Origin of the sequence: Limosilactobacillus alvi (assembly GCF_016900115.1) — a bacterium.
In the GTDB taxonomy this organism is placed as follows: Bacteria; Bacillota; Bacilli; order Lactobacillales; family Lactobacillaceae; genus Limosilactobacillus; species Limosilactobacillus alvi.
The window spans coordinates 21,561-36,426 of the sequence record NZ_JACJJQ010000019.1 but is presented as its reverse complement, the minus strand read 5'-3'; the positions used below and the strand labels follow the sequence as shown (position 1 = coordinate 36,426).

Here is a 14,866-nt window from a genome sequence, read left to right as displayed (position 1 = left end):
TGCCGAACACAGAAGTTAAGCTTCAACGCGCCGAAAGTAGTTGGGGGATCGCTCCCTGCGAGGATAGGGCGTCGCCACGCGAGCTGAGTACGGATGTTATCCGTACTCTTTTTTTATGGCGGTTTACCGTCATATGCTGACTTAGCTCAGTTGGCAGAGCACGTCACTAGTAATGATGAGGTCGGAGGTTCGAATCCTCTAGTCAGCATAATTAAAACTTACAGAGTTTATTGATCCTTGATATATCAACGTTTTACAAAGGCATATCAAGGATTATTTTTGTTTATTTAAGAATGTTATGCACACGGCAGTGCACACAGAAAAAGCATGTGCATGAGTTTGCATCAGGAAGAGGTTGTATACACTGATTTAATGGGCTTTGTGCCCATTTTTTTGTGTGCAAATTAGCATTTGAATTGTATTATGGCTAATTGTTAATGATCGCATAGAATAGTAAACTTTAGTATATAGATTTATAAATGATTAAGTATTAGAAGGTTTTAGCATATGAATGTAAACGATATTGTAAATCGGGTATCAAAATATGATAGTAATTTAGCCAAAGAAATTAGTAGGTACTTGAATTCTCGCAAATATGGTCTTGTTTATGAGGAAAGTAAGCCTGAATTTGTAAGATTACCCAATAAAACAGTTGTTAAAGGTGATTTGGTAAATATTTTGCCACCGAGAGGAACTGTCAAGAGCGATGATAGTAAATACCAAGATAAGTGGCGAGTTACGGCATTGGATAAAGAACATAACAAGGTAAAGGTAATGTCTCTTGAAAAAGAAGACAAAACGCTGACAGTCAATTATGACGATTTAGTCGCTATTGCTCGATTCGACCAGCCTGTTTACACCGGTTTGAAAGAAGTTGATCGTATTGAAAGAGGCGGGGACAAGCCTTTTAACACCGTCATCAATGGTGAAAACTTTCATGCACTTGAAACGTTAATGTATGCATATCAGGGTAAAATAGATTGTATCTATATTGATCCACCTTACAATACTGGGGCTAAAGACTGGAAATATAACAACAACTATGTAAGTAGTGATGATTCGTATCGTCATTCAAAATGGCTAACGTTCATGGAAGATCGCCTAAAGTTAGCTAAGAAACTATTAAACCCTAAAGACTCTGTTCTTATCTGTACGATTGATGAAAAGGAATATAATAGACTAGGAATTTTACTTGATCAATTGTTCCCAGAAGCTAACATTCAAATGATTAGTAGTGTAATTAACCCGTCTGGTGTTTCTAGAGGTAACGAATTTTACAGAACTGATGAATACATTTATTTTGTAAAAATAGGTAAGGCATCACCACAACCATTAGCATTATCTACTGACTGGCTTACTGCAAAAAAAACAGGCAAAGATAAAATTAGATGGCGTCCAATTCGTCGACAAGGATCACATGATTCTAGAGCAGATGCATACAATGAATTTTATCCAATTTATCTTTCCAAAGATGGCAAAAAATTTGTTGGTACTGGGGAACCGTTAGCTCCTTCTCAAAAAGTTTCGGATATTTCATTACCTGAAAGTGTAATAGCTATATGGCCTATAAAAACTAATGGAGAAGATGGGTGCTGGCAAATAAGTAGAGATACGTTTTCAGAACTAAATCGAAAAGGATACACAAGGATCAAATATAGTAAAAAATGGGGCTATACTCTTCAATATTTAGCTAAAGGTGAACAAAAAAAGGTTGAAAATGGTCAGTTTCCAATTATTGGGAGAAATTACGAAGGAGACGGATCAATAATAGTAGGTGAATCGGAAAAATCAGCTCCATTTATCCCAGGAACGCAGTGGCGAATACCTTCACATAGTGCTCGAGAATATGGATCGGGACTACTTAATCGAATTCTAAAAACTAAAAGATTTTCTTTCCCTAAATCATTATACGCGGAAGCTGACACAATTAGATTTTTTGTGAAGAATAAGCCTAATGCTATTATTTTAGATTTCTTTGCGGGATCTGGTACAACAGCACATGCAGTGGATTTGCTGAATTCTGAAGACAACGGTAAGCGACAGGTTATTTGTGTTACTAATAATGAAGTATCAGCAGAAGAAAGCAAACATATGAGCAAAAAGGGATTGCGTGCTGGAGATGCTGATTGGGAAAAGTATGGCATTGCTCATCATGTGACATGGCCTAGAATCAAATGTGCTATATCTGGAGATGATGTTAATGGTAATCCAATTAAAGGAACTTATGATTTAAAAGAGAAAATCTATCGCCCTATCAATGCGACAGTTGTGGATGAAGCAACGGGCAAGAAAAAGCAAAAGAAATTCTATGAAGCAAAAAATACTTCAGTTTATCCTGAATTAAAAGACAAAATGATGAGTGATGGTTTTAAGGAAAATGCCATTTTCTTTGATTTAGAGTATCTTGAACCATCCGTTATCAAGTCTGATTTAGCTTTTAACCAAATTGCTCCATTATTGTGGCTAAAAGCAGGCTCTAAAGGACGTATTATTCAGCATAAAGATGACTATGACATGACGAGTGAATATGCAGTGCTGTTTAACTATAAATATATTGGTCAATTTATACGTCAATTAAAGCAACATTCTGAAATAAAAACAGTTTTTATTGTGACTGATGTTAACTCACGTTATCAAGATCTATGTCATGAGTTGAGTGATAGAAATGTTTATAAATTATATGAATCTTATTTGAAGCCCTTTGAGATTCAAAGTTTGAGCTAGGAGTACATGATGAAATATGAACTAAAAGACTTTCAAGAAAAAGCAGTGGATACCTTAACTAAGCAGTTAGTACAGGCCGACGATATGTATAGGAATTATCATAATCATATTAGTTGCAGTCTTTCGGCCGTTACAGGTAGTGGAAAAACAGTAATGGCCGCTGCTGCGATTGAAGCACTGTTAAATGGCTCAGAAGATTTTAATGTTAAACCACATCAAAATGCGGTTATTTTGTGGGTTACTGACTCACCGGCTTTAAATGATCAAACGTTTAATAAATTTCAACAGTCTTCTGATATGGATGTACTGATGATGCATACGGTTGAGAATACAACTACCGAAGAAATACGTGAATTACAGCCTCATAGTATCTACTTTCTAAATCGTCAAAAACTATCAGATAGTAGTCTCTTAACACGTGGTGGTGAAATTCCAACTTTTTGGCAGATCCTGCAAAACACTTATGATCGTGGGACTACCGTATACATGATGCTAGACGAAGCACACAGAGGTTTAGGTAAAGCTTCATCACGTGAAGAAAAAAAGCGTCAAACAATTTATAGTAAACTAATTGATGGCTTCACTGAAGGAACCTTTACTTTGGAACCTATGCCCATTGTTGTAGGTATTTCAGCCACAATTAAACGTTTTGAAGACGCAATGGCAGACCGTCAAAAGAGAACGGTATTACCTGAGGTCAGTGTTTCGCCAGCAGATGTGCAAGCTTCTGGGTTGTTAAAAGATACGATAGTTATTTCTGTCCCTACGGTAGACGATGCAGTACAAGGTATTTATTTAACTAATGCTTGTCATACCTTGCAAGAATCTACTAAGCAATGGGAAATATGGTGTAAAGCTAATGATGTGCCAGAGAATGATGTAGTTCATCCACTAATGGTTATTCAGGTTAAGGATAAAGTTAAAGAACAAGAACTACGAGAGCTTTGCGTTGAAATCAGTGAAAAAATCCCGTGGATAGATCAGCATAAATCTTTTGCTAATGTATTTGGAGATCAAGCTAGCTATTCTATAGGTGGCATTGATATTCCTTATATTCAGCCTGAATTAGTGCAAAATAGCTCAGAAATTACGGTACTCTTTGCGAAAGAAGCAATTTCCACTGGTTGGGATTGCCCTAGGGCCGAAGTTATTTATTCATTGCGACCTCATAGTGATGACACTTATATTGCTCAATTAATTGGTCGAATGGTACGTACTCCCTTGGCTAGACGAGTCGATGTAGACACGTTGAACTCAGTAACATGTTTCCTACCTTATTTTGATCGTGATACGGTCCAGAAAGTGGTTGATCATCTTACTAAGGATAAAGATGATGATAATGCTGTTTCAACTGAAGATGGTCGAAATGTCTTACTGCATCCTGTAGAAGTAGAATGGGATAACTCACTGCAAGTGGATAACGCTTTTGAATCCATCAGGACCCGGAGACGAAGCTCTAAACAACGCAATTTTATTCGTGGTGCTTTAGAATTAAGTGGACTACTAATGAAGTATGAAATTGATTTAGATGCCGAAGAATATGTAATGAAGGAACTTATGAGAGAATTAAATGATTCCATTAATACTTTCCATGATGAATATGAGCAAGCAATACAATCAATTTCCAAGGTTGAAAGTACGGATATTCAGATTAGAAATCTTGATACGACTAATATCCAAACTAATGAACATACCGAAGATGCTGATGCTTATGCAATTGATCACGCTCGTCAAAAGGCGGACCATGTGTTTGAATTAAGCTTAACGAACCGGTTCTTTGAACAGAAACACAAAAGCGGACTTGATTCTATGACAATTAATACGGAAATAGCGGCCGCTGGAAGTGTTGAAGGCATTGTTGACCATGTTACTCAACGTGCTAAAGAATTGGTTAATGAATTTCAAGATAAGTATGAGAGCCAAATCGATAACCTTAGTGAATCGGCTCAACATTATTTTGAATCCAAGATGTTTAAAAATGGAATTGCAAGAGATGTTTCACTGGTAAAGCCAACTAAAGATCTGTTTGATGGCGATGCTCATCATAAGTACGCTAAACATGTACTGAATAATCCTAAGGATCATTTGGCGCCAATTAAGTTGTTCCCTATCGAAAATGATGTTGTAAATGAGGAACTTAAGCATAATGCGATTGCTTGGTATCGTAACCCGGGGAATGGTAATAGTCATACATTATCAATCATGTATCAAACTTCTGACGGTATGAAACCTTTCCACCCAGATTTTATCTTCTTTGAAAAAATAGATGAAAAAGTAATGCCTTATATTGTTGATCCACATGGAACTTATTTAGCGGATTCTTTGGAAAAACTTCGCGGTTATGTTGACTATGTCCAAAAATTTGGGAACTTGTACTCTAGAATATGGAGTTTGGATGAAGTTGACGGTCAAAAACGTTATTTGGACTTAAAAGATCTGGCTACTCAAAAGGCAATTAAGTCATTTGACGGATTAGAGGTAAAAGAGTTATATAAGGGAAAATATTCCCATAATTATTAGTTGTTGTCCATTTTACAAGAAATAAAGCAGCCAGCTGTAAATTATACAGTTGACTGCTTTTTTACTAATCAATATTCATTGTATCTTTTAGTATTCTTATGATGGATGGATCAATGTTAGCACACAATGGACTGTCTAAGATATTTCTTAGGTGTTCCCTATTCTGATAGAATTTGCTTAATTCTAATGATTGATGATTGATTTGTTTTTCATCATAATAAAATTCATCTCTTGCTCGCTTGATCAGTGTGTCTATTCGTTTGTTAATTTGCTTATCGATTGCGTCAGCGTCTTTACTAGTAACGTAGTAGTAAGTGTCATTGTAATCTTTAATCAAATTTTCCTTATAAGGACGAAGTAGCTCTCGTACGGTAGTGGTGGAGTGCCTTAATTGATCTAGACTATCCACCCGTCCCTTGGTATTAATACCACGGTTGTAAACAAAGTAGTTTAGAATTTTATCATAAAGTGCTTCGTTTATGTATACTTCCTCATTAGTAGGGTGAATTTTTATTGATCCAAAATTAATTTGTGATGGTTTGACAGTAATTTTTTTAAATCCCGATACGTTACTAGGATTGTCGTTAAGAATGCTATTTACTTTATTTGCAAGTTGACGTTGTGAAATTTTGGGTATTGGAATCCTTGATGTAACGTTAGCAGATGTTTTACGGCCCATAACGTCAGTAAGTGTTCTTTGTAGACTGTAGAACAGGTCGTGCTCTTTACGGTCATTTTGTTCAATCATTCCCCAATCAACAGTATTAAATTTTTTTGAACCTTGACCTGTTTTGGTTGGTTGGCTTTTTTTCAATATCTGTAACAAGTTGTCTAAATCCTGAGAAAAAAGTGTCTTGATGGATTTTAAGTTAACTGAATTGGGGTCATAATAGTCAGTTTTGGTAAACATAGCGAATTCTATGTTGTTGGTCGACAAATCAGTTATATGGATGTTGTGCTTAATGCAATATCTGATTAGCTGTGTGGGAGATATGCTATTTTTATCATCAGTTGCAGAAAATGGGTTATTAATCATTATAAGTACTTCATCAATATTGAAATAAATTTTTCCAGAATCCAGTTCCAAGTATGTTTGGGGCTGGATTTCTTTATATTTAACCATTTTTTTCTCCTTCAATTAGCAGTCACAATAAAGTGTCAACGGCACTACCTTTAAAATATGTGAGAATAAAAATGTCAAAAGGAAAACGGCCGTTTGAACTTTGATATCTTTAGTAATTATTTTACCATTTCAGGTTTTAATCAGAGGCTTAGCTGGATAGGAACTTGGGTATTAGTTACTAAAAGAAAGTTACTTAAGCTACCGATATCACTGGTATGACGGCGTGTATACGCCGTTGCCGAGCTCCGTCAACGGCATCCGTCAAGATTGCCGTCAGGTCGGCTTTCATGGATGATGACATAATCGTCTGGGTTGGTGTAGAAGACGCATGAAGTAAATGATTGTTGAACTTTTAAAGGGTAAATATATTAAATGGGTAGATCGAACAGGGATAATAGTTAAATGCCCTTACTGCTAGTCCTTGAACGGTTACCCAGAAAGGATGAGAAGATATGTCAGATGCCAAGAAGTCAGAAAGTATCGAAGAACGGTACGCCAAGGCTTCAAATTATTTGAAGCGATACTCCCATTCTAGCCGGAAGTTATACCAAGCCATTCTTAAGGTCTTACCGCCTCTGCAGGTTAATGACCAATATGACGAAGACAATATTAATTTGGCAATTAAAGCTGGTAAGATCCTGGACCTTCTTGGTGAAGCGTCACGAACTTGGAATGTTTCGATTCATTGGCTTTTCACTGTCTGCAATCCCAATATTACGGATCAATCAAATCCTAAATACAGTCCAGTATATGAACAACACGCAACCCAGTTGCCATTGAATCGTTTCGGCGAACTAGATCGTATGATGATGGATGAAGGTGGCAACTTAATTCGTGCTGGTGACAAGCTAGTTGGTGATGACCGCTTCGTTGGTAAGGGTTGTGAAAATTATGGGTCAGCCTGGGATGATGATGGCAATGTTATTAAACGTGATGCCCGTGGGCAACCAATTTTAGATGGATTCACTGCTTGGGTAGCACGACATATTGATGAACTTCAAAAGATCTGTTGTCGAAATCCAAACCGGGATCGTCACTTTGCCGCATTCTTCATAGGCCATCCGAGGGATGATGAAGAAAACAAGCGAAATGGTGAAGTTGAACATAAAGAGTCTCATATTCATCTCGTTGCAGATATGCCAACCAGGCGCACGCGCTACCGGATGATGGAATTATTTGGCTATAACTTTGATGATCTAACAGAAGCTTTCAAGTGGATTGATCAGATTGACAACCAACGAAAAGAACGTATTGGAGCGTTTCTTGGAACACTTCAAGGTGCTATGCAGAACTTTGTTGTAACTAAGCATTATATTTCCTCACTTCAGTATCTGGTACACCAAAGTGGCAAGGCTAAACGCGATCAGAAGACCCCATATGCAGTTAATGAAGTGATTAGCTGGTTACCGGATGATCCAGGTAAAAGTTATTCGAGTATTGCCGGTGTTTATGATGATGAAATGGTTGCCAATGGAATTGATTTAGCTATTGTTCGTAATCTTCATAGCCCATACAACTTGGCACACCACACTGCTAGGTTAGTAGGACGTAACGATGGTGATCGTGTTTTTTCAGGACACCAATTATCTAGACTACGAAGCCTTGGAACCAAAGGTGCTGGAAAAATGAACTTTAGCAATCAATCAAAGAAGTTAATCCTTGATCAATTAATGGAATGGATTTACTCGGATCAAATGCAGGTTACTGATTGGAAAGATGCCTTACATGGAGCGTTTGATGATGGTGATGCAGCTAGTCTAATTGCTGATCAGGATTTTATTAAAAGATTAACTGCTGTAATGGATGATCAACGCGAATCTACTATTAATGACATTAATGCCGATCGTCATATGAAGACAATTTTTATTACTGCTGCGCAAGGTGGTATTGGGAAGTCTTACCTAGCAAGTCGACTATGTCAATATCTGGAAAAAGGACGGACACCTTATATGACCGCAGCTGAGGATAAAGGTAAGACAGTTGACTATTGGCAAGATTATCAGGATCAGGCGGCGGCTGTGATTGATGAAGTTTCCCCATCATCAATTGAATGGAGTGCCCTTAAAGATATGCTAGATCCACACAAAATACCACGGGTTGCCAGTCGTTTCCATAACACTAGTCCCTGGAATTTGAACCTTTTGGTGATGACTAATGTTTATTCCGATGGAGTCGCAGGCTATGTGAGGGATGTCCTTCATTATGCTCCCGGTGTGGTGAAACTTGGCTATCTAGAACAAAGTGATTCATATGGTAAAACTTGGGAGTTAAAGACTAACGATCCTGAGGCTGGACAAGTCTATTTATCACAGTTAAGCCAATTGCTGCGACGTCTGCCAATTAATGTCCATATGATTCCAACAGAAGATGGAAAAGGAACTGAGGTTGTTGTTTCAATCATCAATTTCCGCCCAGGCGGCCGTGCTATTAAAAATTATGACTATGTCTATACACGTGAGTCAGATCATATTTTCAACGTTGTAATTAATGAGGATTTGTCTGATCAGGATATGGAGCGAATTGTTAAAACTGTTGCCAAGATGATCAGAGATCTTCAAGACAAAGCGAAGTCAATTTTTCGACAAGATCCTAATGCCATTCTTGATAATTCCCAGGGATTCCTGAAACGTCATGCTAACTTTGGAGTCTATGTTCGAGGTGGTCAAGCGTACCTTTCCGAGGATAAACAGCAAAATAGTGGCTCAAATTATCAAAACTTATTTCAAAATACGACTACTTCACCAGCTACTAATATGCTGACGAACTTGAACCAGCTTAGGTATGAACTATGGCCAGAGTTTGCTGGTAAAGATAATGATTTCCACCCTGAGCTTAACCAATTTACGGCGTTAATGCGTGGCTACTTAGTACCGATTCGACGTGATTATGGCGACGCGTGGACCGTCGCAAAGTTAAGTGATAAGTCAATGCAGTTACTCAAAAATCATCGGGCAACTGAACTGGTTATGCATCTTAATGAGATTACTTCCATTAAAGATGATGATAGTTATTTTGTGTTAAGTCAAAGCAAGAAGGTGGCCCGGATTTTAACAAGTTAATGATAAGGAGTGTTGCCAAAATGTAACGGGATAGTGGTGGGTGTTTGCCTACTTTGGACGTCAAAGTAGGGTCGTGTTCTGGTTCTCTTTGCGACACGAAAGAGAAGGTGGAACCCAACCTAATCAGGGCCCAAATTGGGTGGCTTAGGTTGCTACATTTTGCTTCGGTTTGTCCTACTACAAATGAAGGCCAAAAGGAAATTATTAAGAACTAATCTGGCAAAAATAGTTCTTGATTTAAGGGGTGCAGGGGGAAAGACATTCCCTTTGCCAAGTAGGCCTGGTGATATCAACAGGTAACTACTTGCCCGGTGCTTTTCTGTCCTGTTACTAGTGAATGGACACGTGTAGTCAAGTCACATGAACGAGGAAACTAGAGGACCCAAAGGGCCGTGGTTGACGAAGTGAATTTTAGTAACTTAATTGGTGCTTTTGACACCAATTAACGGCCAGAATTGCAACGTTAGAGAGGAGTGATTTGATGTTAAACAATAGTCAATTAATTAAGCGGAAACAGCAGATTAATTTACACCGTCGCGTACCCGAAAAGAAGCATCCGTACCTACTTCGAATCCCGCAAAGTGACTTTGAAAAATTACAAGCAGTAGCGGACACTATGCCAATGAGTGAGGTGCTGATTCAAGGGTTACGAACAGAATGGAATTACCACTTAGCGGTGCAAAACTTGATGAAAGAACTGCCGGATTTTAAGACTGCCAAACAACTTGATAAATGGCGGTTCGATCATTTAAAGAATAGCCCCGAATTGTTAGCTAAGTATGTGATGCCAGCGACAATTAAGGCTTACTTACTTAGGCTGGAACAACACGATAAGTTGAAGCAATTTGCCTTAGTTCAGTGGAACTCAATTGTGTACTACCTCAATCGGATCGGCGTTAATCTAAACCAACTGGCCCATCAAGCAAATCGGGGCGATCGGGTAGATGGTGAAGAACTACAAAAGTTAGTTCAAGCAACGATGAATTTATCACAGGTGATTAATAAGAAATTTTAGGAAGGCGGTAACTATGTATGTAAAAAGTAATTACATTACGAACGTGTATGGTCGGCTTAAGTATTTGTTTGACGAACCGTCACATGACGGATCCGATCATCGGGTGCTTGGTGTGAATGGTTCCCACGTATATCTATGGGGGCCACGTGGTCAACCATACCCAGCACAAAGTGGCTACTTTCTAAATCAACAGTTCAAGTTGGTAAGACATCAAGCAACGAATCAGCGGAAACGACAACAGGCTCAACATTTAATTTGTTCATTCTCAGACAGTGAAATGCCAATTGATAATACTGAGCGTATTAAGGATGAGGTCATACAGATTAACCAACTTGTTGGTGGATTTATGGCTGAGCACTTTCCTGGTACGCAGTGGGTCTCCGCAATCCAAGCTGACGGTCAAGAGGGGCATAAGTTACACTGCCATATTTTGATTAATAGTGTGAAACCTGATGGTAAATGTGTCCGGACTAACAAATTTAGTGTTGGCCGATTGCGTCATGAGTGGAACAACTACCTAAAAGAGCACTATTTAGAAGTGACCGGTCATGTTTATGTCAATCCATTTGATAAAGACAAACCGGGAAAGGTTGTTAAACCAAAAGGATGGCAGGCAGCATTAAAAGAGACACTACAGTGGGCGCGTAATCAGGCCAAGTCCATTGAAGAGTATCTTGGCTTATTGAAATCAAAGAAAGTGACCGTAACAAGAAGGAATAAGCGGGGCGATTGGTCATACCACACCACCGTAAGTGGCAAGAAGAAAACGGTGCGAGACTTTTACCAGCGTCGTGATCGAAAGACTGGCCTGGTTAAAGCTACCCGCGGTATGGGTAAAGAATTTACTCCATTGGAATTAGAAAGACATTTTAGTCAAAAACAGCAAAGTGAAACTAAGGAGGCTTCAGTTGATGAAGAAAAATCTCAACAGTGCGATGGACGATCTGAACGACTTGCTGAATCCGAACGGCAGCAACGACAATTCAACACCTACGTCGCACGACAAAGAAGTACAGAAAATGATGAAGAACCTGGCTACGAAGCAGGATCTGCAAAGTTGGACCGGCGACGTCACCAAGTCTCTGGAAAATCAGAAGATGAATTTGAACCAGGGAGTTAGTGATATTGCTCATCAAGCCATTAAAGACGCTTGGCAAGATGGGCGTAGCAAGTCCTATGACGATTTGGAGCAGAAGTTCAAAGGTCAGCAAGCCCGGATTGACCGGATGAATACCTCAAGAGCACAGGCCGAAGTCATGGCGAGTGCTGATCATTCTAAGGTTGAACAACTAAACCAAGTTGTTAATAATCTTGTCGCAGTGATTAATCATAATAGTAATTTACTACGACAGCTAATTAGTACGGTTCAGCAACCAATTGATATTGATGGTCATGATTTATTGCGTGTCATGCGCGAAGAAGCAAATTCTACGACCAATCAACTTTTAAGCAAGGAAGTTGTTACCTATATCAATCAAGTCAAAGAATCTATTGCGCAAGATAAGCAACAAGTTACTCAGTCTCATAGGGTTATGGAACGTATCTTAACTAAGTTTGCAAATGGCGCATTGATTGTCTTGGCTGGGGTAGTTTTAGCAAGTGTAATGTCGTGGTGGCCAGTTAAGGTCGTTGTTGGTATTGGTTCAATTATTGGAGGTCTTATTTATGGTAAAGATTAATAAGCGTCGGTGCGATGGATTCGGTGGCGAAGTTTAGGATGCTTCATCGTTAAAAGTTGAAAATACGCAAGAATATCAAGATGTTATCGCGATGACGCGGTTTAAGTTAGGGACAAGCATTAATTTCCTGAAAGGGCCTTTTAACCAATTAGCGGAGTCCCTTGAAAGTCTGTGGTTAAGTGAAGGCAGCCAGGTGCCACATTTTGCTTCTAAATTTGTCGACTGTTGGTCAGCTGATGATTATGCGACATTTTGTGAACAGGTAAAGTTGTGGGCGTTAGATCATGATACTGACCCGTTTGATGAGCTACGGCGTCGTGTACGTGAACTCCTTTTGTGTGATAAAAAGTCATTCCAACTGTTAACCATTACTAAGTTACTGGATAAGTCAAAGGATAACGAGCGGGTACTATTTGACCAGCAAGCCAATGTCCAACAACTATGTAATGAGATTGGTGAAAAGGATGATCAGGTTTTTATTGACCATGATGGCTTTAAGCAATCGACTTCTCAGTTTGGACGGCTAAAAGGATTGGTTCAGGCGATGCGCCAACATTCCAACTACCTAGTTAATCAGCGTTTAACACGTCGCCGACTAATTAATGTAAATCTTGCTGAGCAGGCTAATATCATTTCGAAGCCTGTTCAATCAAGTAAGAAATCTGAACAGTCTAAGAAGCGTAAGTCAAAGGACCATGATGATGAACTGGAATTATAAACAAAAAAAGTGACTAACCCAGCTACCACACTTTGGAAAGTCACTTTCTAATAACAAATTGTTATCCCGTTCATTATCTACCACAAAGGAGTAGATGTAAATTGTTCGGCAAAGATATTCTAAATGGAAAGCAATTGTGTGCTGCTCTAGGTATTAGTACCACACTACTATACCGCTTGATTCGAAGTGGAATGCCCTACCATCAACTTTCAACTGGAAGCCGAAAATATTACAACCTGGAAGAGGTTAAGCATTGTTTACTCAATGCCGGTTATCAGCAAAAGACTGTGTGGACAAAGTAATTAGAAGGGTTGTAGAATACTGGTAATCAGTGTACTACAACCTTTTTCTTTATACGAAGGAGAAGGTTGACAATGATTAAAAAGATGAAAACAGGCAAGCACGCGGGACAATTCCAAGTACGGATTCAACCAATTAATAAGGTAACTGGTAAGCGGGAAAGTTGGCCGGTTAAGTATGCTAAAACTCGTCGGGCAGCAACCGCATTAGAGCGAAAAATGTGGGCTGATTACGAAGATGGAATGCAGTTATGCGATGGTAATGCTATCTTTGCAGACGAATTTCAGAAATATGTTAATCAGCGAAAGAATGCAATATCCCCTGTTACTTATCGCGACTGGAATAATTCGGCAGCTGAATTTCAGAAGTATTTTAAGAATACTAAAATTAAGGATGTTACCGAACGACTGGTAGAGCAATTTGCCCATGATTTTGTGCGAACCCACAAGGCAACAGTTGGACGAGCAACCGTGATTGATCACCGTCTGACACATATGCGGAGCTTCTTTAATGAGCTAGTCGGAAAAGTTGTTAAAGAGAATCCAGTGCCAGAGCAATATCTTGATAAGTTCTTCCGAAAGAGTGATTTTAGCGTTGGTAAGCAGCAATATTTGTTTACTAATGATGAGCTGGAATCTATTAAAGAACAAATTCAGCTGGAACTAAATAATACTACTATTGCAAATTGGGGGACTCGTTTAGCGCTGTGGATTGATCTTGAAACTGGGATGCGTCCTGGTGAAGTTCAAGCACTGAAATTTAAGAACTTGGTAGTAGAAGATGACTATCCAACTTTTAAGATTAATGATAGTTGGTCCGATTATGCTAAGAGGTTTAACGGGGCGCTTAAAGCACGGCCTAAAGGATATGCCCGTTATTGCTTACCAATTTCGCAACCACTGGCAGATTTTATAGATATGTTTCAAGAAGAACAGAAGAACTTTCTGGAACGTCACAATTTGACGAATCCTGAAGGTTTGATCTTCCTGAATCTACATGACTATAAGACTTGTGCAAACAATATCCCGATTACACAGCGGAGTATGAATGAGATGTTAAAGAAGCTCTGCAATAAATTGGGAATTAGTGGTAACGGAGCACAGTTATCTATGTATTCGTTTCGGCACACATTATGTACTAAGCTGGCTAATAAGCCGGGCATGTCTTATCCGTGGGCAGCCGAACGAATGGGTAATAGCTTGGCCATCTTTATGCGGGTTTACGTTAAAGCGGATCGCGATATTAACCGTAAAATGATGGATAACTGGATGGCATAGGATGCACACAGAAATGCACACGATTACCTAGAGTTGCCATCTAGTTTGTTGATATATAAGGAACGAGTTGACAAGAACCTACCAGCTTCTAGTCAGCATAACTAAACTTTACGGTGTTAAGTAAGCCTTGATATATTAGCATTTTGCTAAAAGATATCAAGGCTTATTTTTTATTTATTAAGGAATATTATGCACATGGCTGTGCACACAGAAAAAACGTGAGCATGAGCTTGCATCGGGGAAATGCTGTACATATTGATCTAATGGGCTTTGTGCCAACGCATAGGTTCTTTAATCAAGAATGCAAGACTAGGGTTCTTAAAAAGCATTTTTGAAAGTATCTTGATCATTTACGGTAAAATGATCAAGATACTAAGATGATGATCAAAGTAGTGAAGTGACAATTCGAAGAGCAATTAAAAAACTACGTGATACCGATAGAATTGAAAAA

Annotated in this window: 9 protein-coding genes and 1 tRNA gene; 9 read left to right on the top strand and 1 reads right to left on the bottom strand. The window is 38.8% G+C overall.

Features of this window, described 5'->3' with window-relative positions; genetic code table 11:
• Positions 1–135: 135 nt before the first annotated feature.
• The 3 genes from H5993_RS05150 to H5993_RS05140 all read left to right on the top strand — a co-directional run bounded on the left by H5993_RS05150 (position 136) and on the right by H5993_RS05140 (position 5,244).
• Positions 136–208: transfer RNA gene (locus H5993_RS05150), tRNA-Thr, on the top strand.
• Positions 209–507: 299 nt separating this feature from the next.
• On the top strand, positions 508–2,724 hold the full coding sequence (locus tag H5993_RS05145) for a site-specific DNA-methyltransferase (RefSeq protein ID WP_204776504.1): 2,217 nt from the start codon (positions 508–510) through the stop codon (positions 2,722–2,724).
• 9 nt (positions 2,725–2,733) lie between these two features.
• Complete coding sequence (locus H5993_RS05140; protein WP_204776503.1) at positions 2,734–5,244, top strand: DEAD/DEAH box helicase; 2,511 nt, start codon at positions 2,734–2,736, stop codon at positions 5,242–5,244.
• Positions 5,245–5,308: 64 nt separating this feature from the next.
• Here the strand turns inward: H5993_RS05140 and H5993_RS05135 are convergent, their stop codons facing one another.
• Entirely contained in the window at positions 5,309–6,367 is a 1,059-nt protein-coding gene (locus H5993_RS05135) for a hypothetical protein (RefSeq protein ID WP_204776502.1), read from the bottom strand.
• Between the two features lie 452 nt (positions 6,368–6,819).
• Between H5993_RS05135 and H5993_RS05130 the strand changes: the two genes are divergently transcribed.
• From H5993_RS05130 to H5993_RS05105, 6 genes are all read left to right on the top strand, one after another.
• Entirely contained in the window at positions 6,820–9,426 is a 2,607-nt protein-coding gene (locus H5993_RS05130; protein WP_204776501.1) for a P-loop NTPase family protein, read from the top strand.
• Between the two features lie 481 nt (positions 9,427–9,907).
• Positions 9,908–10,441: a plasmid mobilization relaxosome protein MobC gene (gene mobC, locus H5993_RS05125; protein WP_204776500.1), complete on the top strand. Its 534-nt coding sequence runs from the start codon at positions 9,908–9,910 to the stop codon at positions 10,439–10,441.
• 13 nt (positions 10,442–10,454) lie between these two features.
• Positions 10,455–11,561: a relaxase/mobilization nuclease domain-containing protein gene (locus H5993_RS05120; protein WP_204776499.1), complete on the top strand. Its 1,107-nt coding sequence runs from the start codon at positions 10,455–10,457 to the stop codon at positions 11,559–11,561.
• Positions 11,539–12,120 carry a hypothetical protein gene (locus H5993_RS05115; protein WP_204776498.1) on the top strand — a complete coding sequence of 194 codons (582 nt, stop codon included), beginning with the start codon at positions 11,539–11,541 and terminating at the stop codon, positions 12,118–12,120. The genes H5993_RS05120 and H5993_RS05115 overlap by 23 nt, the downstream gene beginning before the upstream one ends.
• Positions 12,121–12,211: 91 nt before the next feature.
• The gene (locus H5993_RS05110) at positions 12,212–12,838 is read left to right on the top strand and encodes a hypothetical protein (protein ID WP_204776497.1); all 627 of its coding nucleotides are present in this window, start codon (positions 12,212–12,214) and stop codon (positions 12,836–12,838) included.
• A gap of 374 nt (positions 12,839–13,212) precedes the next feature.
• Positions 13,213–14,415 (top strand): tyrosine-type recombinase/integrase, encoded by a 1,203-nt coding sequence (locus H5993_RS05105; RefSeq protein ID WP_204776496.1) that lies wholly within the window; start codon positions 13,213–13,215, stop codon positions 14,413–14,415.
• Positions 14,416–14,866 lie beyond the last annotated feature (451 nt).